This is a genomic window from Maribacter halichondriae (assembly GCF_027474825.1).
Classification (GTDB): domain Bacteria; phylum Bacteroidota; class Bacteroidia; order Flavobacteriales; family Flavobacteriaceae; genus Meishania; species Meishania halichondriae.
The window spans coordinates 3,637,386-3,660,938 of sequence record NZ_CP107030.1 but is presented as its reverse complement, the minus strand read 5'-3'; the positions used below and the strand labels follow the sequence as shown (position 1 = coordinate 3,660,938).

Genomic DNA, 23,553 nt, shown 5'->3' with positions numbered 1-23,553 from the left:
GATTTTCTATTCCTTTGTGACCACTTTGGCATTTTCGGGCTTGGCGAAAAAAGTATCCGATTTTTTTGTTTTCGCTAAAATGACATTTTCAAATGAAACTGTATTCTTCGCTTCCTTGATCGTTCTGCCTTCATACGCGTACCATGTGATAGATTTAGGTAGGGTCAAACCGTCTACGTTCATCCAATCGATATACCGAATCCATCGTACATTATCTGATTTCTCATTGCTTCGATAGGTCACAGTGTACCCTAACCATTCCATTTGAAATGTCTCCGGATTATAATAAATAAAATATTCGTCCTTCGAAGATGAGCCAATTCCCGCATCGTAACTTATCTTGATACCCGGATAGTTCTTTCCCTCAAATTCAAGACTTTCGGTCTTTTCATAATGTATTCCATCATCGGCCAAGACAAAAGGCATATTATAAAAATAGAAAATCAAATTATGGTAGAAAATCGGATCGCCTTTGTATTCACCTTTCTCATCCAACAGCCAAAATTCAGAACCATCATACCCCATTGCAATATCGCCCATGGTTATCTTTTCGTTTCTTGTCTTCAAATCGATGGTATGGGCCTCGGTCATATCGTCTTTTGGAATTTCAAAAGAAAGTACCCTATTGGTGATATAGGTATCGAATCCGCCATGCGCTTCAAAAATTTTGAAAATTGTTTCAGGAAACTCCTTTGAAGTCGTTTCTTCTTCCATTTTAGGTTGAATAGCTTCTTTTTTGATTTCCTTACAAGCCGTAAAAGCCAAAATAGTAAAGGCTAAAGTCAATAATCTCATTGTTACGTTTTTAGTTTTTCCCATTCGTCGGAGCAATTGTAATTAAATTACTTTTGTAATGATGCGCGAAATTAAGGAAATCAGTAGTCTTCAAAATCCTTTGGTCAAAAAGGTTTTGACTTTGAGGGAAAAATCACGGGAACGGAAAAAGTCAGACTTATTTGTTCTGGAAGGGCAGCGCGAGTTACAATTGGCCATGAAAGGTAACTATGAAATTGACCGATTACTTTTCTTTTCCGATATCATTTCCAAAGAAGAAATTCTCGCATTAATTCCTGAATCAAAACCCCGACCTGAGATTATTTCCGTATCCAGGGATGTTTACCAAAAAATGGCATATCGCGAGACAACAGAAGGTATTTTAGCTATCGTAAAAAGTAAGCTGCACACGCTGGAAAACCTCAAATTCACAAACAAAAATCCACTGGTCTTGGTAGCCGAAGCCCCAGAAAAACCAGGAAACATAGGTGCCTTACTGCGTACCGCAGATGCCGCGAACTTGGATGCGGTGATCATTGCCAACCCCAAAGGGGACTTGTACAACCCGAATATCATACGTTCGAGCGTAGGCTGTGTCTTTACAAATACGATTGCCACAGGAAGCACAACCGAGGTCATCGCCTTTTTAAAAGCCCATAAAATCAAGATCTATTGCGCGGCCCTGTCCGCAGCGAAAAACTATATCGAAACCGATTTTAAACACCCTACGGCTATCGTAGTAGGCACTGAAGCCACCGGACTCAGCGAAGCATGGCTAGAACAGTCGGATCAAAATATCGTTATTCCGATGCAGGGCGAAATTGATTCGATGAACGTATCGGTATCGGCTGCAATACTTATCTTTGAGGCTAAAAGACAAAGGGGATTGTAGCCTTCAGTAATCAGAGATGGCACTCAAGCACTACAGCAATCTTCATATACCAGACCAGATATGAGCACTCTTTTCCATATCATTATTGCTATTCTTATAGCCCAATTCTTGTTGGAGACTTTTCTAGATTACCTCAATGCAAGGCGCTATGCAGACCCTGTACCAGAAGAACTCAACGATGTCTTCGACATACAAGAATACCAGAAATCACAAGCATATAAAAAGACCCGATATCGGTTTGGTCTGGTGAGCTCGGCATTTTCCCTAGTATTGACTCTGGGATTCTTGATTTTCGGCGGATTCGAGTGGATCGACAATATCGTCAGGTCGATTACAGGCAATGTCAAAGGTATGGCCTTATTATTTTTCGGAATTATCATGATTGGTAGCGATATTATTACCACTCCGTTTTCATATTATTCCACTTTTGTCATCGAAGAAAAGTTCGGGTTCAATAAAACAAGTCGAAAACTATTTTTTATCGACAAGTTAAAAGGATGGCTGATGTCAGGAATATTGGGCGGTGGAATTCTAGCTGCCATCATGGTGTTCTATAAAGTGGCCGGTAGTAATTTTTGGATCCATGCTTGGGGCATCATTACTGTTTTCACCCTTTTTATGAACCTATTCTACAGTCGTTTAATTGTGCCATTATTCAACAAACAGACCCCTTTGGAAACCGGAAGTTTAAAAAGTAAGATCGAAGCCTACGCCAAAAAAGTTGGTTTTGAACTACAAAATATCTTCGTAATCGATGGGTCAAAACGCTCTACCAAGGCCAATGCTTATTTTTCAGGTTTCGGCAAAGAAAAGCGAGTGACCCTTTATGATACGCTAATCAACGATCTTGAGGAAGATGAAATTGTGGCGGTTTTGGCGCATGAAGTTGGGCACTACAAGCGAAAACACATCTTATTCAATTTAGTTGCATCGATTGTCACTACCGGTTTGACCTTGTATATTCTTTCTCTATTTATTAACAATCCTGATATTTCATTGGCCATTGGAGTAACCCGACCTAGTTTTCATGCAGCACTTATCGGTTTTGGCATTCTGTACAGACCGATTTCGGAATTGACCGGTTTGATCATGAACTACCTCTCCCGAAAATTCGAATATCAGGCCGATGATTATGCCAAGAATACGTTTGGGGCCGAACCTTTGATTACTTCCTTAAAAAAACTTTCCAAGAATAGCCTGAGCAACCTTACCCCCCATCCTGCTTATGTGTTCATGCATTATTCACATCCACCCCTTATCCAAAGAATCAAGAATCTTCGGGCATAATTTTTGTTGCTTGCTAGTAAAGATCGATGTATTTTTAATATTTCATGACACAAGCAACGTTAGAAAAAGAAAATAAGGAAATTGCCAAGCAGTATAAAGAATTGCTTCGCATCAGCTATCAGACCTTGTCGGATGATGACAAGAAACTGATACGGGCAGCATTTGAAATTGCAGTAGACGCTCATAAAAACCAGCGAAGAAAGTCTGGGGAAGCTTATATTTTTCACCCCATTGCCGTTGCTAAAATTGTTGCCTCTGAAATTGGTTTAGATGCAGTCTCCATTGCTTCCGCGCTTCTACATGACGTCGTCGAGGATACCGAATACACCCTCGACGATATCGAGCGAATGTTCGGCGAAACCATAGCGCGAATCGTTGACGGACTCACCAAAATAGCACACCTGAAAAAGGACATGAACATCTCGCAACAAGCCGAGAATTTCAGAAAAATGTTGCTTACTCTGCACGATGATGTCCGTGTAATCATTATTAAAATTGCGGACCGTTACCACAACATGCTGACACTGGATTCTATGCCCGAGCACAAGCAGGTACAAATTGCATCCGAGACCTTATACATCTATGCTCCCCTGGCCCATAGAATCGGATTGTACAATATCAAGACAGAACTTGAAGATTTAAGCCTAAAATACACAGAGCCCAATGTTTATAAAGATATAAAACGAAAAATTGAGGGTTCTAAAGAAGAACAGCAAGCTTATATTGATGCCTTCACAGGTATCATTAAGCAATCACTAGATCAAGAAAAGCTTGAATACACCATAAAGGGTAGAATGAAATCCATCTACTCCATGCGTCGTAAAATGAACACACAGAACGTGTCTTTCGAAGAGATTTATGACAAATTTGCAATTCGCATTATCTATCGTTCCGATGCGCAGAATGAAAAGTTCTTGGCCTGGAAAATATATTCCATTGTAACGGATCATTTCACGCCAAACCCGGTTCGTTTACGAGATTGGATTTCTTCTCCAAAATCTACTGGCTATGAGGCCTTACATATTACTGTGATGGGTCCGAAAGGTCGATGGGTCGAGGTACAGATTCGAAGCGAACGTATGCACGAGATAGCGGAGAAAGGATACGCCGCACACTTCAAATACAAACATGGTGATCAAAAAGAACAAGGTATCGATGTGTGGTTGAACCGGTTGCAGGAAGCCTTGGAGAACGCCACCGCCAATGCGGTCGACTTTGTAGAAGAATTCAAACTCAACCTCTATTCAAAAGAAATCTTTGTTTTTACACCCAAAGGAGAATTGAAGTCGTTGCCAAAAGGGGCCACGCCGCTCGACTTTGCCTTTAACATCCATACCGAAGTAGGTATGCGCACCCGTGGTGCCAAAGTAAATGGAAAATTGGTGCCGTTAAATACCACCTTGAACAGTGGTGACCAAGTAGAGATCATCACGTCGGAGCAGGCCAAACCCAATCAGAATTGGTTGGACTACGCGAATACCGCAAGGGCTCGGGCAAAAATTAAATCGTCGTTGCGCGAAGAGAAAAAATCTACCGCGGAAGAGGGCAAGGAAATTTTGCGACGAAAATTAAAATCCCAAAAAGTTACCCTTAACGAAGATGTGGTCAATAAAATGGTAATCTTCTTTAAACTGAAGACCAGCTTAGACCTTTTTTATCGTGTTGGCATAGGGGCCATCGACAATCAAAAGATCAAAGATTTCGCTTCCTCGTACAATAATGCGTTCATAAGTTTCTTTAAAAATAAGATTCGAAGAACTCCAGTACCGGAAGATATCGATAAGGACGAGATTACCTCAAAATACGATATGCTTGTATTTGGGAAGGAAGAAGAAAAACTGGATTACAAACTTTCGCAATGCTGTAACCCTATCCCCGGTGATGAAGTATTCGGCTTTATCAGTGTAAACGATGGCATCAAGGTACACAAGAAAAACTGTCCGAATGCAATCTCGCTGCAATCCAACTATGCGTACCGTATTATAAGTGCCAAGTGGATTGACTCCACCCAAGAAGAATTTAAATCGGAAATTCAGTTGACAGGAATTGACAATTTAGGCCTGGTTAGTGAGATTACAGAAGTAATCTCCGACAACATGCATGTAAACATGCGTAATCTGAACTTCAGTACTGATGGAGGAACCTTCACGGGCAGAATAACCGTTGTGGTCAAAAACAATAGCATCCTCAAAAAGTTAATCTCCAATCTAAAACAGATCAACGGTATCGATAAGGTCACAAGAGTTTAGGTTATTCCCAATTACAGAAAATCCATTTATAAATAGCAGTGAATAAAGTATATAGTTGTTGGCCCATTTTAGCGCATGTTCACTTTCTGTTGATAAAACGGTGTTCTAGTACTAAGAATTTAACTGTACCTTTGTGAATTGTCGAAGAAAATGTAGGGCATGGCTTCCAATAAAAATCAAGAAATAGTCAAAAACGTTTTTACCACTTTTCTAGAGGAGAATGGTCACAGAAAAACGCCCGAGCGTTATGCTATTCTTCAAGAGATTTATGATAGTGATGAACATTTTGATATAGAGTCGCTCTACATCAACATGAAGAATAAAAATTATAGGGTGAGTCGTGCAACTTTGTACAATACCATCGAACTTTTATTGGATTGCAAATTGGTGCGTAAGCATCAATTCGGGAAAAATCAGGCCCAGTACGAAAAGTCATATTTTGATCGTCAGCATGACCATGTTATCCTTACCGATACGGGAGAAGTAATGGAGTTCTGCGATCCAAGGATCCAATCCATAAAAAAGACAATCGAAGAGGTTTTCGATATCAAAATAAACACGCATTCGCTGTATTTTTACGGCACAAAAAACCAGCCGGCGGAGAAGGCGGGCACAAAAGAAAACACAAACAGCTAACCGGAAAATATAGATGGCAGTAGATTTATTGTTGGGCCTACAATGGGGTGACGAGGGAAAAGGAAAAATCGTTGATGTATTAACAAAAGACTATGATATCATAGCTCGTTTCCAAGGCGGTCCAAATGCCGGCCACACGTTGGAATTCGATGGAATAAAACATGTACTGCACACCATACCATCAGGAATATTTCACAAAAATGCCATGAATATCGTGGGTAACGGAGTCGTCATCGATCCTGTTATCTTTAAAAAAGAATTGGACAACCTTAACAAGTTCAACATCGATTTCAAATCGAAATTGTTGATTTCTAGAAAGGCCCACCTTATTCTACCCACTCATCGCTTGTTGGATGCCGCCTCCGAAGCATCAAAGGGAAAAGCAAAAATAGGTTCTACATTAAAAGGAATTGGTCCTACCTACATGGACAAAACAGGAAGAAACGGAATGCGTGTCGGTGATCTTGAGCTTGACAACTGGAAAGAAAAATACCGTGCTTTGGCCGATAAACATGAGGCGATGATTGCCTTTTACAATGTTGATATCCAATATAATTTAAAGGAACTCGAAACCGATTTTTGCAATGCCGTAGAAGCTTTGAAAAAGTTGACCTTTATCGATAGCGAAGAATATTTATATCAGGCTCAAAAAGATGGAAAAAAAATATTGGCGGAAGGCGCACAAGGCTCTTTGTTAGATATCGATTTCGGCACCTACCCCTATGTTACCTCAAGTAATACCACTGCAGCAGGAGCCTGCACCGGTTTGGGAGTGGCGCCAAATCAAATTGGGGATGTAAAAGGAATCTTCAAGGCCTATACCACTAGGGTTGGTAGCGGTCCGTTCCCAACAGAACTTTTTGATAAAGACGGTGAAACTATGGGCCGTGTTGGCAATGAATTCGGTGCTACCACAGGTCGGCCCAGACGATGTGGCTGGCTAGATCTTGTTGCTTTAAAATATGCAGTTCAAATCAATGGGGTCACCGAGCTGATGATGATGAAGGGCGATGTACTTAGCGGATTCAAAAAATTAAAGGTCTGTACAGCCTATAACTACAAGGGAGAAAAAATTACGCATTTACCTTATAACATAGAGGCTGAGAACGTTACGCCAATCTATACTGAAATGGAAGGATGGAAACAAGATCTTACCAAGATGACCTCTCCTGACCAGCTACCTGAAACTTTAAATGCCTATATCAGTTTTTTGGAAAAAGAACTCGAAGTCCCGATCAAAATAGTCTCGGTGGGACCCGATAGAACCCAGACCATTCATAGGTAAAGTAATCTATCTTGCTGCGAGGCACATTAGGGCTGCTGTTTTAAGGTCACAGAACACTTTGTTGCACTATGAAAAGAATCGCATTCTTCATAAGTATTATTGTGTTGACGGCCTGCGCTTCAAAAAAACAACAATTTGGAAAGTGGGAGCAAATTTTTAATGGAAAAGACCTCAGCGGTTGGCAAGTAAAAATTACGGGGGCCGAACTAAATGAAAACTACAAAAATACCTTTCAAGTAGTAGATGCAAAATTGATCGTTTCCTATGACGAATATGACCAGTTCAACGATACTTTCGGGCATATTTTTTTAATGAAAAATTGTCCTACTACAAATTTAGGATGGAATATCGTTTTGTAGGCGAACAAGTTGCCGGAGCGCCCGACTGGGCCTATAAGAACAGTGGCATTAAGTTTCATTCCCAATCCCCAAATACCATTTCTAAAGAACAAAAATTACTTGTAGCCGTTGAAGCACAACTATTGGGCGGTAATGGTGTTGAGGGTCGACCCACAGGAAACGTATGTACCGCAGGCACCCATATTGAAATGCGCGGGAAACTCATTACAGAGCATTGTACCAATTCAAGATCTGAAACCTACCACAATGATCAATGGGTCACCGTTGAAATCGAGGTCAGGGAAAACGAGAAAGTCATTCATCGCATAAACGGGAAAATCGTACTAGAATATGAACGCCCACAATTGGATGATACGGACCCCTTTTCAAAAAGTCTTTTAGATCAAGGGGTTCCACGAATGTTGAATGAAGGGTACATTGCTTTACAAGCCGAGAGCCACCCCATAGAATTCCGCAATATTGAATTGATGCGACTCAAAACGCCGGCCCTAAACACAACAAACTAGACTTCTTCCGTGAGTTTCCATAAAAACTTGGAAAGCTTTTCTTTTATTTTATTAAATTGTACAGCTAATGGCCTTCCAATGAAAAAACTCGTAGCGCTAAGTCTCGTAATACCATTTTTTGCGATACTTTTCTTGTCCTGCCAAGAATCTGAAAGGAAAGGCTTATCCCTAAACCCATTATTTTCTGACCATATGGTCTTGCAACAACAGGAGAAAGTGGCTTTTTGGGGAACTGGAAATCCTAATGAAAATATTACTGTTTCGGGAAGTTGGGGCAAAGAGACTACCACCACATCCGATACTGAAGGAAATTGGAATGTAAGGCTCCAGACGCCCGAAGCTGGGGGACCATTTGAAGTAACTATCGGCACGGCAAATGAAAGTAAGGTGCTCAAAGATGTTCTCGTAGGCGAGGTCTGGTTGGCTTCCGGACAATCCAATATGGAAATGCCGCTCGAGGGATTTCTTCCCAATGAACCTGTGAATAACTATAAACAAGAGGTAGCCTCAGCCAATCATCCTAATATTCGCTATTTCGATGTTACCCGGGCGATTGCTCCATCCCCAAAAAAAAAGCCTCCGGACAATGGAACGTTACCACACCCGAAACCGCAAGTCAGTTCAGTGCCGCAGCTTATTTTTTTGCCCGAAAAATACATAAAGAACTGGGCGTTCCGGTAGGTATCATATCCAGTACTTGGGGAGGCACGCCCATTGAATCATGGATGAGCAGAAAAAAATTGGTCGCCCTGGATGAATTCAACAAAGAACTGGAAACGATTAAAGAGGAGAATATTGCCGTCTATAAGGATTGGTATTCGAAGTTTCCTACGGAAGCGATTCCCCGATCTCCAGAAGAATGGGAGACCATGCAACTTGATGATGACGGGTACGCCCAACCGGATTTCGATACATCGAGGTGGGGAAATACAGAAATGCCGAACGTTGTTGAAAAACTTTCTACCACTAGTAATGATGGAATATTCTGGTTCCGTAAGACTTTCGACCTCGATGAAATTTCATCCGATTATACCTTTGTCGTTTCCGAGGGTATCGATGACATGGATTTTCTTTTTGTGAACGGAAAAAAACTAGGAAGTACTTTTGGTTGGAACACACCACGAGCTTATACAATACCAAAGTCGTCATTGGTCGAAGGCCAAAATACTATTGCCATACGTGTAATCGATACCGGTGGAGGAGGTGGATTTTCAGGAAATGTGACGCTCACAGCCAATAGTTCTGGCGAGTCCATACCGATTAATGAGAACTGGCAGTACAAACAAATTGCCGGTATTCAGGGATTCAATTTTCTACTCTTCCATAAAAATACTGATGCCTTGGACAATCCTCCCGATGGCATTGAATCTTTTAACTTAGATGCCAATACGCCGACGGTACTTTTTAATGGTATGATACATCCCTTGATTCCGTATACCATACAAGGTGCGATTTGGTATCAGGGCGAAAGCAATGTTGGAAGGCACGAGCAGTACCTAAAACTTTTCCCCGGAATGATAGACGATTGGCGCGAACGATGGAATAGCGATTTTTCATTCTATTTTGTACAGATCGCTCCCTTTGAATATGGTGGAGGACTATCTCCTGCCCTTCGCGATGCACAACGAAAAAGTCTAAAGACTACCAAAACAGGAATGGCTATAACCATAGATATCGGGATGAAAGAAAGCATACACCCCGGCAACAAACAAGAAGTGGGTGACCGACTTGCCAGATTGGCGCTCGCAAATGACTACGGTAAGAATATTGTGGCTTCCGGGCCTTTGTACAAATCGCATTCCACCAAGGAAAATAAAATCGTGGTCGAATTTGAAAACTTGGGAGAAGGACTGACAACTGATGATTCCGATTTGGAGGGATTTGAAATAGCCGCCGCCGATAAAAACTTCCTACCCGCCACAGCGATAATCGTAGACGGAAAAATTGAAGTTTCTTCCCCTTCGATTAAAAAACCACATTATGTGCGCTACGGATGGAAAGATTATCTTGAGGGAAGTTTGTTTAATTCAGATAAACTTCCGGCATCATCCTTTACAACCGAATAAAAATCAAATACAAAGCAATGAGCAAATTAGACAGAAGAAATTTTATTAGAAAAACCACATTGGCCGGTGCCGCCCTATCTATGGCTCCGATGGTTGCCAACAGTTCGGGCCGCTATTCCGAAAGGCCGTTCATGCACCAATATATGGGCGATTTCGCCGCTCCGAAATTAGAGACCGTCAGGGCCGCTTTTATAGGTGTTGGAGCACGAGGGCCGGGACATTTAAAATTCTTTGCCGATTTGCCCGGCACCGAAGTTGTGGCTGTTTGTGACCTCTATGAGGATTTAGCAAAAAAATGGGGCGAAGAAGCAAAAAAAATCGGGGCAGCCGACAAAAGGCATCAAGATATTAAACTCTACTTCGGCGAAGAGGACAAATGGAAAACGATGCTCACGGAAGTTAAACCCGATGTAGTATTCGTAGTGACAAACTGGAAAAATCATGCACCCATGGTCATCGAGGCCATGAAAAATGGTGCGCATGCCTTTGTAGAAGTCCCTATCGGGCTGACCATTGAAGAAATGTGGGATATCGTCGATACCTCAGAAGCGACAGGAAAACATTGTATGATGATGGAAAATGTGAACTACGCGCGCGAAGAGCTGATGTACTTGAATATGTGTCGATTAGGAGTAATCGGAGAAGCTTTACATGCCGAGGCAGCCTATATTCATGAACTTCGAGGTCAAATGGAGGAGCAAGAACGCGGTACGGGATCTTGGCGGACCTATCACTACGCCAATAGAAATGGTAATCTCTACCCCACTCATGGTCTTGGGCCGGTCGCCCAATACATGAATTTGGCTCGTACCGAGGATAATTTTGGAAGTTTGGTATCCTACTCCACTCCAGCACGTGGTAGAAAGCTATATGCCGAAAAAACCTATCCGGCAGATCATAAATGGAACCAACTCGATTTCAAGGGAGGCGACTTGAGCACCTCTATCATCAAAACAAATTTGGGCCGAACGATTATGGTGCAATGGGATGAGACCAGTCCAAGACCTTATACTCGACATAACATGATTCAAGGCACCAAGGGAATACTAGCCGGTTTCCCGACCCGTGTAGCTTTGGAAGGCGGTATCGAAGGGGTTACCGAAAATCATCACCAATGGGCCGAAGGTGAACAGTTGGCGTCGATCTATGAGAAATATGACCACCCACTTTACAAAAGATTGAACGAAGCGGCCAAGGGAAGCGGTCATGGCGGTATGGACGGACTCATGATGTATCGTATCGTGGAATGCCTGCAACAAGGGCTTCCGTTAGATCAAAACGTGTATGAGGGCTGTTATTGGAGTGCCGTAAGTCCGTTGAGCGAGCATTCAGTGGCGAACGGTGGTATGCCTCAAGCTTTCCCCGATTTCACTAGGGGCAACTGGAAAAATACAAAACCACTCGATATCATAAGTTAACTATCAAAATTTCAAGACGAATGAAGAAGTATATTTCAATTGTAACGGTAATCCTTTTTATCTATTCGTGCAAGACGGAAAAAAAGAAGAGAAGTCCGAAGAAGTAGCGGAAACCACAACGGAAACAAAGACCGATGATTGGGTCCATCTTTTCGATGGTACCAGTATGGATGGGTGGCGCGGTTATAACGGAAAAACTATGCCTCCGGGATGGGTTATCGAAGATAATACCCTAACCTTTAAAACCGAATTGGGGCTTGAACAAGACTACGAAGGAGGAAAAGATATCATTTACGCCGCCGAGGAATTCGACAACTTCGAACTGTATCTGGAATGGAAACTTCCCGAAGGCGGAAATAGCGGAATTTTTTATCATTTGAAGGAAGGATATGACAGTCCTCCAGAAGTGTCGCCCGAGTATCAATTGATAGATGATTTAGGTTACGCAAAAATGCACGATCTGACCGCTTATAATACGAGTCTGGGCTATACGGATAAACCGGAAGAATTAAAACCATTACAACAAACAGGTTCGGATTATGCCATGCATCCTGCAAATGCGGACAATAAGATTTTGAATCCGATTGGAGAATGGAACTCCTCCAAAATCGTATTTACTCCTGAAAAAGTCGAGCACTGGCTCAATGGAAGATTGTTACTTTCTTTTGTGCCCTGGGATGATGCCTGGTATGAAAAAAGAATTCCGACAAATGGAAAAATGCCGAAGACTATGGCAAGTTCAGAACCGGCTATATCGGCCTGCAAGATCATGCCAGCCCAATCTGGTTCAGAAATATAAAGATCAAGAAACTTTAAACTAAAGCACTCGAAAATGAATAAAAGGGATTTTTTAAAGAAAAGTAGTTTAGGTGCTGTAGGCGTAGCGTTGGCTCCATCTATCGTTATGGGTAAAAGTAGGCCCCATAACCGTTTACGAACAGCGCATATCGGGGTAGGAAACATGGGTGGCGCTGATTTGGAGGCCATTTCGTCCCACAAATTAGTGGATGTAACCGCATTATGCGATGTCGACGGCAATAATTTGGCGGCTGCCAAAAAGTTGCACCCCAAGGCGAGGATATTTACAGATTACCGTGTGATGTTACAGGAAATGGGCGGGGAAATCGACGCAGTGATCGTCTCAACTCCCGATCATACACATGCCCCGGCTTCGATGATGGCTATGCAAATGAACAAACCTGTTTATTGTCAGAAACCATTGACCCATCATGTTTCAGAAGCTAGGGCGATGAACAAACTGGCGAAAGAAAAAAACCTGGTGACCCAAATGGGAATTCAGGTACATTCCTTTTATGACTATAAATTGGCAACACTTTTGATCCAGTCGGGTATCATCGGCAAAGTCCATACCGTAAGAGCTTGGTCGCCAAAGAATTGGGGATATGATGGTGCCGCACCAGAAGGAAGCGACCCCGTACCTGCAACCTTGGATTGGAACCTATGGCTGGGAACCTCTGCGGAACGGCCCTATAAAGAAGGAGTATACCATCCTGGTAATTGGCGAAAGCTAATGGACTATGGTTGTGGTACTTTGGGCGATATGGGGGTACACATTTTTGATACGCCTTATAACGCTTTGGAACTTGATGTTCCGAGAACGATAAAAAACGAATGCCGAAAACCAACCGGATTCGGATTTCCAGAAAATAATGTGGTAACCTATGAGTTTCCGGGAACCAAGCACACGGCCGAAACTTTAAAATGGGTATGGTACGATGGTCTGGGCGCTCCAGAAATGCATGAAGATTTGCAACTGCCCGGTGCAGAAAACAAAAAGTCCAAAAAGAAAAGTCTTCAAAAAAGAAGGAAGCGACCGTAGCGGAAAAAATGTCACTTGAAACTAAGGCGACAGATGGGAGCACGCTACCAGATCAAGGCGCCATGTTCATTGGTGATCAAGGTCGGTTGCTGCTACCGCATTTCATGGAATTACCTCGCAAAATTGTCGATGGAAAGTATGTAGACATCGCTTCGGAAATTGCCTTGGTAGGAAAAACCCATAATATGGGTGAACCGATTCGTGACTATGCCACGGAAGGAGTAAAACATTACCACCAGTTCGTTGATGCCTGTTTGGGCCATGATGAATGCAGCGCTCCATTTTCGTATGCCTCGAGATTGACCGAAACCATTTTGTTAGGCGTGATAGCGGGCCGTTTCCCAAATCAAACCTTGCATTGGGACAGTACTGCCGCCAAATTCTCGGAAGACGAAGCGAATCAATATTTAGAATCACCTTATCGGGAGTTTTAGAAAGAATAACCAATACTGTTGAAGTTGTAAAGGCCCTAAAGAAGAATACTTCTTTAGGGCCTTTGCTTTATTCCCCTGAACAAATCGTGGCGATTCATTTACTTAGAAACCGGTACGCTTTAAAAAGTGTTTAAAACTTCCGTATGTCGCACTTCCTAAATCTATGCCAATCTTTTTATTCCCTTGGGCAAAATATCCTATTTTTGGGCAAAATAAAACAGGTGCGGTTCACGTATTTCTTCTTATTTCTTCTTATTTCATTAGGTTGTTTTGCACAGAATGAAGAGTCTCAAACGATTGATACAGCGGAGACAAAACAGATAAACATTGTCTATGGCGCTAATTTCACGAAAGATGAGGCAAATTTTCCCGGGGCTTTTATTTTCAGCAAAGATGAGAAACAAGTGCAATTTGAGCATGAGGGTGCGGACCTGTGGTGTGACTATGCCATTCACTATCAAAAAGAGAACCGGTTACGAGCCGTTGGCAACGTTCGCGTTCAACAGGGTGATTCGGTGACGATGACCAGTGGTAAGGCCAATTACGATGGAAACCTAAAACTTGCCAAAGCCTATGACAATGTCATGTTAACCAATACGAGCATGACCCTTCAGACGGATACCTTACGCTGGGACCGGGAAAATCAACAGGCCTACTACCAAGATTTTGGTACCGTAGTCGATTCGGCGAATACCTTGACCAGTGAAATAGGTCGGTATTTTATGGAATTGAAAAAACTACAGTTTTTAGACAGCGTTCATATCGACAATCCCCAATATATTCTTGATTCCGAACAACTTGATTATTACACCACCTCTAAAAATGCGTACATGTACGGACCCTCAACCATTACGGGGGAAACCTATAAAATGTATTGTGAGCGTGGTTTTTACGATACCAAGATAGAAAGCGGTTATGGCATCAAGAACACCCGCATCGATTACAACAACCGTATCATTGAAGGAGACAGTGTATACTTCGACAAAACCACCGAATTTGCCTCGGCAACGAACAATATCACGGTGACGGATACCATCAATCAAGGGGTCATCAGGGCCCATTATGCCGAAGTCCATAAGGCCAAAGATTCGGTCTTCGCGACCAAACGAGCGGTTTCGATAAGTCTTGTGGAACAAGATTCATTGTATATGCACGGCGATACTTTAATGCTTACAGGCAAACCGGATAACCGAATCTTGCGAGCCTTTAGAAACGCTAAATTGTACAAGACCGATATGAGCGGCAAATGCGACTCCATTCATTTTCAGCAAAGTACAGGTCTAACGCAGTTGATCAAAAACCCGGTACTATGGAACGGTGTAAACCAAATGACCGGCGATAGCATCCATATATTAAGCGACACTAAGACTGAAAAACTTGATTCATTGAAAGTGCTCGAAAATGCCTTCGTGGTATCTCTCGATAGCATCAGTAAAACGGGTTACAATCAGGCAAAAGGCATCAATCTCTTCGGAAAATTTATCGAAAACGAATTGAAAATCATCGATTTAGTACAGAATACAGAGGTTATCTATTATATGTACAACGACGATCAGGAACTTATTGGTATCAACAAAACCAAATGTAGCGCCATTCGGATTACGTTCGCCAACGACGATGTAGAAGATCTCACCTTCATCAAGGAGCCTGATGGTGATATTTATCCCGAAACTGAATTTCTTGAAAGCGACCGTAAGCTTCAAGGCTTTATCTGGCGCGGCGATGAACGCATCATGACCAAGGATGAAATTTTTGATGAAGATGATAACAACATCGAACTCGTAATCATTCGAGGCATAGACAACCCTATAGATATCGATGCCGAGGAAGAAGAGCGTGGCATAAATGCCAGTGACCCAATAAACAAAATTCCCAAACCTCCCAAAGAGGAAGAAGATGCAAATTCAAAAGCGAGAAAACCCGTCGAAAAGCCAAAATCGAAAAAAGTTACTTCAAATTCAGGGGATTAACATAGACCTGTCCGGTTTTTAAACCTGGCGGGGCTGGCAAGACAAAGATGAAAAAAGATTTCCTCAAATATCAGGCACAGACTACACCGCATCCCTTGGCCATGGAAATTTCACATGCCCAAGGAAGCTATATCTATGACACCGATGGCAAGGCCCATTTAGATTTTGTAGCGGGCGTGTCCGCCTGTAGTTTGGGACACTGTCATCCTAAAGTTGTGGCCGCCGTACAAGAGCAGACCGAATCGTATATGCACGTGATGGTGTACGGAGAATTCGTTCAAAAACCCGCGGTGGAATACACCAAACTTCTGGCTTCGCTCCTACCCGCCCCTCTGGAATCCACATATCTGGTAAATTCAGGAACGGAGGCTATCGAAGGTGCCATGAAACTCGCACGTCGATTTACCGGAAGAACCGAAATCATTGCGGCACATAAAGCCTACCACGGAAACACAATGGGGAGTTTGAGTATCATGGGCTATGAGGCCCGAAAAAGCGCGTTTCGACCACTGCTTACCGACATTTCATTCATTCGATTCAACGAAGAGGAAGACCTTCAAAACATAACCGAAAAAACTGCGGCTGTAGTATTGGAAACCATTCAAGGCGGTGCAGGTTTTATCGAACCCAAAAACGGATACCTCAAAAAAGTTCGACAACGTTGTACCGAAGTCAGAGCTTTATTGATCCTTGACGAAATTCAACCAGGTTTCGGCCGTACCGGAAAATTATTCGCTTTTGAGCACTTTGATTGTGTACCTGACATCTTGGTGATGGGTAAAGGAATGGCTTCGGGACTCCCCGTCGGAGCCTTTACGGCTTCCCAAGAGATGATGAAGACTTTACAAGATCATCCCAAATTGGGTCATATCACTACTTTTGGGGGGAATCCGGTGATAGCGGCCGCTGCTTTTGCCACTTTGAAAGAAATTACCCAAAGTGCTTTGATGAAAGATGCACTTGAAAAAGAGAAATTATTCCGCAGACTATTAAAGCATGCGGCCATAAAAGAAATTCGAGGTAAGGGCCTAATGCTGGCCCTTATTCTTGAGAATAAAGAAATTACGGATCACTTGATACTTACCTGTGCCAAAAAAGGACTCATCTTATTCTGGTTGCTTTTTGAACCAAGAGCAGTGCGCATATCGCCGCCACTGACCATATCCATTGCCGAAATCGAAAAAGGGTGTGCCACTATAGTATCAGTTTTAACGGAATTCAAGCAATAATTTGTTAACTAATTTGTTAATAATAAAGCCCAAATCTGGAATTTTAAGTATCCTCAAAGGAGTACTTTTAAATCCGTAGTTTAACCAAAACCTTCCTATGGCGTTAGAATCTAACGAAAGACCCAGCCAGCCCATAGCCAAGTTTGAATCCATGCTCAAAACCGACGACGTTTATTTCTTCGACGCGGAGGATTTTGAAGACATCATACACCACTATCTCAACAACGGAAAAATTGCTTTGGCCAAAAAAGCCATTAAAATCGGGCTACAACAACATCCGCACTCCATCGAACTAAAATTATTGGATGTAGAAGTCCTGGTCTTTGAGAACAACCTTGATCTGGCTGAACAATTATTGGATGAACTTCAACTATTGGACAGTTCTAACGAAGAAATCTATATTCAACGGGCCAATATATATTCTAAAAAAGATAATCACGAGGCGGCGGTCAACCTGTTGCAAAAAGCGCTCGACCTGGCCAATGATAGTTTTGATATTCATTCCCTATTGGGCATGGAATATCTTTTTATGGATGATTTCAAGAGCGCCAAAGACAATTTTATAAAGTGCGTCAACTATGATGAGCAAGACTATTCTTCGCTCTACAATGTTATCTATTGCTTCGAATTTTTAGAAGACTATGATGGCGCCATAGTCTATTTGAACGATTATTTGGAAAGAAACCCCTATTGCGAAGTGGCATGGCATCAATTGGGCAAACAGTATTTCTCTAAGAAGATGTACAATGAGGCACTTACGGCCTATGATTTTGCCATAATTTCCGATGATTCATTTATCGGGGCTTATTTCGAAAAAGGCAAGGTATTGGAGAAATTGGGAAAATATCTCGACGCCATCGAAAATTACGAGACTACCATCAAAATTGAAGATCCTACGTCACATGCCTATTTGCGCATCGGCAAATGCTATGAAAAGTTAGACAATAATGACATGGCCAAATACTACTACTATCAGACAGTTCATGAGGACCCTCTGCTGGATAAGGGTTGGCTGGCCATTACCAATTTTTATGCTCAAAAAAGAAATTATAAAAAGGCGCTTTACTATATCAACAAAGCCTTGAACATTGATGGTGAAAATCCGAGTTACTGGAAAAAATGTGCATCGATTTACGCAGCCTTAAAAAATTATGACCAATCCGATTATGCCTACAAACAAGCCGTAGATCTAGGCAATTATGAATTAGATACTTGGCTAAAATGGGCCGAGGTCGCACGTTTGAACAACGATATACCGTGTGCCCTTGATATTCTCGAGCGCGGCATCGAATTTTATCCTGACAGTGCCCGGTTACTTTATAAAACGGCAGGTTTTCATCTTTTGGCCGATGACAAGGTAAACGCCCGTATCGCCTTTACCCATGCACTCAAAGAAGATATCGACAAACTATATCTCTTTGAGGAGGAATTTGGACAATTTGCTGAAACCGAATGGGCAATGGCCGTTATTTCCAAAGTCAGAAAAGCTTCTAAGTAAACTACCTAGGGGCAAGCCCACGAGGCATTAAAAGGAATTGACCTTTATCATTTCGAAGCATGGTTTGGAGTATTGAACCCACTGGTGGGAATAAAAAGGGTATTTTTGTTTCCTTTATAAATTATCCCAATTTTCTTAAATATTTATTTCTTTAGGATTATATCCTGATCAGAAAACAGTTTTAACGAACGGAAATGAAAAAACGTAGTTTTCTTCAACACTTTTTTATCCTTTTAAAAGGTATGGCGATGGGCATCGCAGAATTGGTACCAGGGGTTTCCGGTGGTACGATTGCCTTCGTGGCCGGTATCTATGAGGAATTTATAGGCACCATCAACAATGTCAATCTGCAAACGTTCAAGTTATGGCGGCAAGAAGGTTTTAAAAGCTTTTGGACGGCACTGAACGGTAATTTTCTCATTACCCTGCTACTAGGTATGGCAATCAGTATACTTTCCTTTACGAAGTTGATTAAATGGTTATTGGAAAATGAACCTATACCCCTTTGGTCTTTCTTCTTTGGTTTGGTATTGGCCAGTGTCATCATTGTGGCCAAGGCGATAAAAAAGTGGAATGCCGCAACTTTTATATTACTAATATTAGGTGCTGTCGTAGCCTTTTACATTACTACCTTACCGCCATCGCAAAATACCGACAGCCTGCCTTTTATTTTTTTTGCAGGGGCTTTGGCCATTTGTGCCATGATCCTACCCGGAATATCGGGCTCTTATATTCTCGTGCTGTTAGGGGCATACAAAACGGTGATAGATGCCTTGGATGAAAAAAACCTTACGATTTTGATAACCATGGCCTTGGGCATGATCTTCGGCGTATTGAGTTTCGCCAAAGTTTTGAAATGGATGTTCGAACACCATAAAAATATAACCTTGGCCGTTTTAACCGGATTTATTTTGGGTTCGTTGAACAAAATTTGGCCTTGGAAAAGAATTTTGGAAACCAAGACCATCGGTAAGAAATTAGTCGTTTTAAAAGATGAAAATGTGCTGCCCCTCCATTTCGATGGCGAGCATCAATTAATATATGCCGTAATCGCCGCAATCCTAGGTTTTTCCCTTATTTTTATACTTGAAAAAGTAGCCTCAAAAAAATAAGTCCTGCTCTGAATGCACCACCCACGATCATTTATTGACAAGTTCTTTTTGGTCGTCAAGGGCCTTTGTATGGGCGCGGCGAACAAGGTGCCCGGCGTTTCTGGCGGTATCGTTGCCTTTGTCGGTGGGTTTTATGAAGAGTTTATCTATTCCCTGCAAAAAATAAACGGTAAAGCCCTCAAATTGCTTTTCGGCGGACGCTTCAAAAGTTTCTACCGATATATAAACGGTACTTTTTTGATTTTGCTCATTTCGGGCATGCTGATCAGTTATTTCAGCGTATCCCAAGTGTTGGACTATTTTCTTGAACGAAAAGAACTTTATGTATGGTCCGCTTTTTTCGGTATGATATTGGGTTCGATCTACTACATTTCAAAAGATTTCGAACATTGGAACAAAAAGACCATCACGGCGGGTATCATTGGCCTTATCGTAGGCATATCCATCAGTTTTTTGAGTCCTGCGAAAGAAAACGACAATCTCTTGTTCATTTTTCTTTGTGGTATGATCAGCGTTTCAGGAATGACCCTACCCGGACTTTCCGGTTCGTTTATACTCATTTTATTAGGAAATTACGTGTTGCTGTTGGTCGATTCGGTCAATGCGCTTTACGAGACCTTTGGCGAAATTTTCAGGGGCGATTTCAGTTTTATGGAAAACGATGAGCGCATGCATACGCTAAAAATTTTGGCCGTATTCACATTGGGCTCCGCTGCGGGTCTCGTAAGCCTATCGCATCTATTGACCTATGTATTGAAGCATTACAAGCACATTACAACTGCCGTAATCATAGGTTTTATTACCGGCTCTTTAGGGGTCGTATGGCCTTGGAAGCGAACCATCTTTAAAACCAACGGCGAAGGGCAGGTTTTTTTGGACAGCAATGGCAAGGAAATCATTGTGAACTACGAACGCTATCTTCCTGATTTTACAAATTCGGAAACCTGGTGGGCATTTTTTTTTGTTGCTATAGGAATTCTTATTTTGTTGGCTTTGGATTGGTATGGAAAAAACAGGGATAAGGGAGTTGGAAGCATGAGGTAGGAAGCACAAAGTTGGAAGCACGAAGTTGGAAGTTGGAAGTTGGAAGAAAAGAAAATAGAGGTAGTATAGCAAGAAATGGGAGAAAAAAAGAGGTTCGGACTCATTGGAAGGAATATTTCTTATTCTTTCTCGCAAGGTTACTTCACCAAAAAGTTTGAAAAGTTGTGCCTTGAAGGCCATTCTTATGAAAACTTCGACCTCAAGGATATCGAGGAGTTTCCAGAACTTATCAATAATGAAAATAATCTAAAAGGGTTGAATGTCACCATTCCCTATAAGGAAGCGATTATCCCTTATTTGGACATCCTGGGTACAAAAGCTAAGAAAATCGGCGCGGTAAATACCATAAAATTTACTAAAAAAGGGCTAAAAGGGTATAACACCGACATTTACGGATTTAAAAAATCCATCACGCCATTTTTGAAAAAGCATCATACACGCGCCCTGATCCTCGGCACGGGCGGCGCTTCAAAAGCGGTAGCCTTCGTTTTCGATGAAATCGGTATGGGCTACACGTTCGTTTCCAGAAATGCCCATAATGGGCAAATATCGTACGGTGATTTGGATGAAAAAATGCTAGAAGATTTTACGGTTTTGGTGAACTGCACTCCGTTGGGTACACATCCTAATATTGATGACAGACCGAACATTCCATATGGGTATTTGAGTGAAAAACATCTTTTGTTCGACCTTATCTATAATCCCATAAAAAGCGCTTTTCTGAAGGAGGGCGAAAAGCAGGGCGCGACGATATGCAACGGCCTACGTATGTTGGAACTACAGGCCGAAAAGGCTTGGAGAATCTGGAACAAAGTCTAGTATTCCCAGTCATTACAAAAACAAAAAGAACCACTATAATTTTGGCGTTCGCACCGATGTCACTATCTTACAATAGCCTTGGCGGGCCGAGAAACAATTTGACCTAATGCTGGAAGAGAACGAACAAGATCAGCCCGAAACGGCTGAAGAACAACAACTTTTGGTAACTACCGATTCGAAAACCGAACCGGAGAAAAGTACCGAAATGCCTACGGAAAAAGAAAAATCGTCCGATGCGCTGCCTGAATCCGATACCAAAGTGGAAGAGAACACGAAGGACGAATCCGACAAGGTTCTTGAAGAAATCGACGAAGAAAATGCGGAAGACGCCGAAGACGCCGACAACCATCACCGCCATCATATTCCCATTTTGGATTATCATTCCATGTCGATGGAAAATCTCGTCGGAGAGCTGCAACGTCTCATCCGAAACGAAAAGGTTCAGGCCATCAGAAAACATGTCGATGGCATTAAACATGAGTTCGACCTTAAGTTTCAAGAATTTTTGGAACACAAGAAAGAAGACTTTATCGGCAACGGAGGAAACGAAGTAGATTTCAGGTACAATTCGGTAACCAAAAGGCAGTTCAACGAAGTTTACAAAGAGTATCGTGAAAAGCGCAATCAATATTACAAGAACCTTGAAAAAAGCCACAAACAGAATCTCGCCGATCGACTACAGATCATTGAAGAACTAAAAGGTCTCGTCAACGTCGAGGAAGATATCAACACGACCTACAGAAATTTCAAGGATATTCAAGAACGTTGGCGAAATGCCGGGCCGGTACCCCGAACACACTATAACGACGTTTGGAAAACGTACCATCACCATATCGAGATCTTCTATGATTTTTTGCACATCAACCGAGAACTGCGCGACCTTGATTTCAAGCATAATCTCGAAGAAAAGACCAAAATTGCGGAACAGGCCGAGGCATTGGCCAATGAACCAGACATGAACAAGGCGTTTCGAGAACTACAGACGCTTCATAAAATCTGGAAAGAAGATATCGGGCCCGTAGGCCAAGAACATCGTGAAGCTATCTGGGAGCGGTTTAGCAATGCGACCAAAGCAATGCACCAGCGTCGTCAAGCCTACTATAACGAGTTAGAAAAGAGTTACGAGCAAAACTTGGTGAAAAAGCAAGAAATTATCGATGATATCACCAAGGTTGCCGCACATATTGCCACAAACCATAAGGCCTTGCAGCAACAGATAAAACAGATAGAAGAACTGCGCAATGCTTTTTTTAAAGCAGGTAAAGTACCCCAAAGGGTAAACGAACAAACGTGGGCCAGTTTCAAAGAGGCGGTACGTAGTTTTAACCGGTCAAAAAATTCCTTTTACAAAAATCTAAAGAGCGAGCAACAGAAGAATCTTGACCAAAAACGCGAACTTTTGAATCTTGCCATTTCATTAAAAGACAGTGAAGAATGGAACACGGCCACCCAAGAAATGAAACGCATTCAGGCCGAGTGGAAGAAAATAGGCCACGTACCCCGAAAATTTTCCGATTCGATCCGGAAAGAATTCAAGGCCGCCTGCAACCATTATTTTGATCGCTTACATGCCTTGAAGAACGTGGCGCATAAAGAAGAAGCCGAAAACCTTGAAAAAAAGAACAAATGCCTTGAAACTATCAAGACATTTGAGCTTAGCGGTGACCGTAAGAAAGATTTGGCCAAAGTCAAAGGCTTTATCGACGAATGGAAGACCTATGGTCGTGTACCGTTCAACAAAAAGAATATCGATCAGAAATTCAACAAGACCATCGATGCTCTTTTTCGTAAATTGAACGTAGGCCGACAAGAGGCAGAACTTCTGAAATATGGCAACAAGATTCAACAATTGGCCAAGAAAGACGATGAGCAGGCCATTTATAAAGAACGTACGTTTATTCGCAGGAAAATAGAAGAAAGCAAGAACGAGATACGACAGCTAGAGAACAACCTTCAATTTTTCTCGAACGCCTCTGAAGACAACCCCTTGGTACAAGATGTAATAAAACGGGTCGAAACCCATAAGGCATCGCTTACCACTTGGAAAGAGAAATTAAAAAAACTCAATATTTTGGAGAATAACCTGAACAAGGCCGACGAAGAAATTGAGGCAGGTTCATCAGAGGAAGAGTGAC

21 protein-coding genes and 1 pseudogene are annotated in these 23,553 nt (G+C 42.1%); 21 read left to right on the top strand and 1 reads right to left on the bottom strand.

Annotated elements, in window-relative coordinates; genetic code table 11:
• Positions 1–6 precede the first annotated feature (6 nt).
• Complete coding sequence (locus N8A86_RS17115) at positions 7–795, bottom strand: DUF6503 family protein (protein WP_273566481.1); 789 nt, start codon at positions 793–795, stop codon at positions 7–9.
• A 61-nt stretch (positions 796–856) separates the two neighbouring features.
• Between N8A86_RS17115 and N8A86_RS17110 the strand changes: the two genes are divergently transcribed.
• From N8A86_RS17110 to N8A86_RS17010, 21 genes and pseudogenes are all read left to right on the top strand, one after another.
• Entirely contained in the window at positions 857–1,666 is an 810-nt protein-coding gene (locus N8A86_RS17110) for a TrmH family RNA methyltransferase (RefSeq protein ID WP_273569091.1), read from the top strand.
• Positions 1,667–1,726: 60 nt separating this feature from the next.
• The gene (locus N8A86_RS17105; RefSeq protein WP_273566480.1) at positions 1,727–2,953 is read left to right on the top strand and encodes a M48 family metallopeptidase; all 1,227 of its coding nucleotides are present in this window, start codon (positions 1,727–1,729) and stop codon (positions 2,951–2,953) included.
• Positions 2,954–2,997: 44 nt separating this feature from the next.
• Positions 2,998–5,202, top strand: coding sequence for a RelA/SpoT family protein (locus N8A86_RS17100; RefSeq protein WP_273566479.1), 2,205 nt, complete (start codon positions 2,998–3,000; stop codon positions 5,200–5,202).
• A 159-nt stretch (positions 5,203–5,361) separates the two neighbouring features.
• Complete coding sequence (locus N8A86_RS17095) at positions 5,362–5,838, top strand: Fur family transcriptional regulator (protein WP_273566478.1); 477 nt, start codon at positions 5,362–5,364, stop codon at positions 5,836–5,838.
• A gap of 13 nt (positions 5,839–5,851) precedes the next feature.
• Positions 5,852–7,123 carry an adenylosuccinate synthase gene (locus N8A86_RS17090; protein WP_273566477.1) on the top strand — a complete coding sequence of 424 codons (1,272 nt, stop codon included), beginning with the start codon at positions 5,852–5,854 and terminating at the stop codon, positions 7,121–7,123.
• A gap of 68 nt (positions 7,124–7,191) precedes the next feature.
• Complete coding sequence (locus N8A86_RS17085; RefSeq protein ID WP_273566476.1) at positions 7,192–7,482, top strand: hypothetical protein; 291 nt, start codon at positions 7,192–7,194, stop codon at positions 7,480–7,482.
• The gene (locus N8A86_RS17080) at positions 7,464–7,988 is read left to right on the top strand and encodes a 3-keto-disaccharide hydrolase (protein ID WP_273566475.1); all 525 of its coding nucleotides are present in this window, start codon (positions 7,464–7,466) and stop codon (positions 7,986–7,988) included. Before N8A86_RS17085 ends, N8A86_RS17080 begins: the two co-directional genes overlap by 19 nt.
• A 78-nt stretch (positions 7,989–8,066) precedes the next feature.
• The gene (locus N8A86_RS17075; protein WP_273566474.1) at positions 8,067–8,669 is read left to right on the top strand and encodes a hypothetical protein; all 603 of its coding nucleotides are present in this window, start codon (positions 8,067–8,069) and stop codon (positions 8,667–8,669) included.
• 44 nt (positions 8,670–8,713) lie between these two features.
• The gene (locus tag N8A86_RS17070) at positions 8,714–10,054 is read left to right on the top strand and encodes a beta galactosidase jelly roll domain-containing protein (RefSeq protein WP_273566473.1); all 1,341 of its coding nucleotides are present in this window, start codon (positions 8,714–8,716) and stop codon (positions 10,052–10,054) included.
• Positions 10,055–10,071: 17 nt separating this feature from the next.
• Positions 10,072–11,472: a Gfo/Idh/MocA family protein gene (locus N8A86_RS17065; RefSeq protein ID WP_273566472.1), complete on the top strand. Its 1,401-nt coding sequence runs from the start codon at positions 10,072–10,074 to the stop codon at positions 11,470–11,472.
• 166 nt (positions 11,473–11,638) lie between these two features.
• Positions 11,639–12,109 (top strand): annotated as a pseudogene (locus tag N8A86_RS17060) (3-keto-disaccharide hydrolase); the annotation flags it as partial.
• A 116-nt stretch (positions 12,110–12,225) separates the two neighbouring features.
• The gene (locus N8A86_RS17055) at positions 12,226–12,288 is read left to right on the top strand and encodes a hypothetical protein (RefSeq protein ID WP_430682207.1); all 63 of its coding nucleotides are present in this window, start codon (positions 12,226–12,228) and stop codon (positions 12,286–12,288) included.
• 16 nt (positions 12,289–12,304) lie between these two features.
• Positions 12,305–13,312 (top strand): Gfo/Idh/MocA family protein, encoded by a 1,008-nt coding sequence (locus tag N8A86_RS17050; protein WP_273566471.1) that lies wholly within the window; start codon positions 12,305–12,307, stop codon positions 13,310–13,312.
• Between the two features lie 8 nt (positions 13,313–13,320).
• Positions 13,321–13,746 (top strand): hypothetical protein, encoded by a 426-nt coding sequence (locus N8A86_RS17045; RefSeq protein WP_273566470.1) that lies wholly within the window; start codon positions 13,321–13,323, stop codon positions 13,744–13,746.
• 203 nt (positions 13,747–13,949) lie between these two features.
• Entirely contained in the window at positions 13,950–15,716 is a 1,767-nt protein-coding gene (locus N8A86_RS17040) for an OstA-like protein (RefSeq protein WP_430682164.1), read from the top strand.
• A gap of 47 nt (positions 15,717–15,763) precedes the next feature.
• Positions 15,764–16,945 carry an aspartate aminotransferase family protein gene (locus N8A86_RS17035; protein WP_273566469.1) on the top strand — a complete coding sequence of 394 codons (1,182 nt, stop codon included), beginning with the start codon at positions 15,764–15,766 and terminating at the stop codon, positions 16,943–16,945.
• 97 nt (positions 16,946–17,042) lie between these two features.
• Positions 17,043–18,443 (top strand): tetratricopeptide repeat protein, encoded by a 1,401-nt coding sequence (locus N8A86_RS17030; protein WP_273566468.1) that lies wholly within the window; start codon positions 17,043–17,045, stop codon positions 18,441–18,443.
• Between the two features lie 194 nt (positions 18,444–18,637).
• Positions 18,638–19,555: a DUF368 domain-containing protein gene (locus tag N8A86_RS17025; protein ID WP_273566467.1), complete on the top strand. Its 918-nt coding sequence runs from the start codon at positions 18,638–18,640 to the stop codon at positions 19,553–19,555.
• Positions 19,556–19,567: 12 nt separating this feature from the next.
• On the top strand, positions 19,568–20,599 hold the full coding sequence (locus N8A86_RS17020) for a DUF368 domain-containing protein (protein ID WP_273566466.1): 1,032 nt from the start codon (positions 19,568–19,570) through the stop codon (positions 20,597–20,599).
• Positions 20,600–20,674: 75 nt separating this feature from the next.
• On the top strand, positions 20,675–21,418 hold the full coding sequence (locus tag N8A86_RS17015; RefSeq protein WP_273566465.1) for a shikimate dehydrogenase family protein: 744 nt from the start codon (positions 20,675–20,677) through the stop codon (positions 21,416–21,418).
• A gap of 106 nt (positions 21,419–21,524) precedes the next feature.
• Complete coding sequence (locus N8A86_RS17010; protein ID WP_273566464.1) at positions 21,525–23,552, top strand: DUF349 domain-containing protein; 2,028 nt, start codon at positions 21,525–21,527, stop codon at positions 23,550–23,552.
• Position 23,553: the final 1 nt, after the last annotated feature.

Coding starts and splice junctions, on each gene's coding strand:
- N8A86_RS17115 (WP_273566481.1), bottom strand. CDS start 795: ATGAGATTATTGACTTTAGCCTTTACTATTTTGGCTTTTACGGCTTGT.
- N8A86_RS17110 (WP_273569091.1), top strand. CDS start 857: ATGCGCGAAATTAAGGAAATCAGTAGTCTTCAAAATCCTTTGGTCAAA.
- N8A86_RS17105 (WP_273566480.1), top strand. CDS start 1,727: ATGAGCACTCTTTTCCATATCATTATTGCTATTCTTATAGCCCAATTC.
- N8A86_RS17100 (WP_273566479.1), top strand. CDS start 2,998: ATGACACAAGCAACGTTAGAAAAAGAAAATAAGGAAATTGCCAAGCAG.
- N8A86_RS17095 (WP_273566478.1), top strand. CDS start 5,362: ATGGCTTCCAATAAAAATCAAGAAATAGTCAAAAACGTTTTTACCACT.
- N8A86_RS17090 (WP_273566477.1), top strand. CDS start 5,852: ATGGCAGTAGATTTATTGTTGGGCCTACAATGGGGTGACGAGGGAAAA.
- N8A86_RS17085 (WP_273566476.1), top strand. CDS start 7,192: ATGAAAAGAATCGCATTCTTCATAAGTATTATTGTGTTGACGGCCTGC.
- N8A86_RS17080 (WP_273566475.1), top strand. CDS start 7,464: ATGGAATATCGTTTTGTAGGCGAACAAGTTGCCGGAGCGCCCGACTGG.
- N8A86_RS17075 (WP_273566474.1), top strand. CDS start 8,067: ATGAAAAAACTCGTAGCGCTAAGTCTCGTAATACCATTTTTTGCGATA.
- N8A86_RS17070 (WP_273566473.1), top strand. CDS start 8,714: ATGAGCAGAAAAAAATTGGTCGCCCTGGATGAATTCAACAAAGAACTG.
- N8A86_RS17065 (WP_273566472.1), top strand. CDS start 10,072: ATGAGCAAATTAGACAGAAGAAATTTTATTAGAAAAACCACATTGGCC.
- N8A86_RS17050 (WP_273566471.1), top strand. CDS start 12,305: ATGAATAAAAGGGATTTTTTAAAGAAAAGTAGTTTAGGTGCTGTAGGC.
- N8A86_RS17045 (WP_273566470.1), top strand. CDS start 13,321: ATGTCACTTGAAACTAAGGCGACAGATGGGAGCACGCTACCAGATCAA.
- N8A86_RS17035 (WP_273566469.1), top strand. CDS start 15,764: ATGAAAAAAGATTTCCTCAAATATCAGGCACAGACTACACCGCATCCC.
- N8A86_RS17030 (WP_273566468.1), top strand. CDS start 17,043: ATGGCGTTAGAATCTAACGAAAGACCCAGCCAGCCCATAGCCAAGTTT.
- N8A86_RS17025 (WP_273566467.1), top strand. CDS start 18,638: ATGAAAAAACGTAGTTTTCTTCAACACTTTTTTATCCTTTTAAAAGGT.
- N8A86_RS17020 (WP_273566466.1), top strand. CDS start 19,568: ATGCACCACCCACGATCATTTATTGACAAGTTCTTTTTGGTCGTCAAG.
- N8A86_RS17015 (WP_273566465.1), top strand. CDS start 20,675: ATGGGAGAAAAAAAGAGGTTCGGACTCATTGGAAGGAATATTTCTTAT.
- N8A86_RS17010 (WP_273566464.1), top strand. CDS start 21,525: ATGCTGGAAGAGAACGAACAAGATCAGCCCGAAACGGCTGAAGAACAA.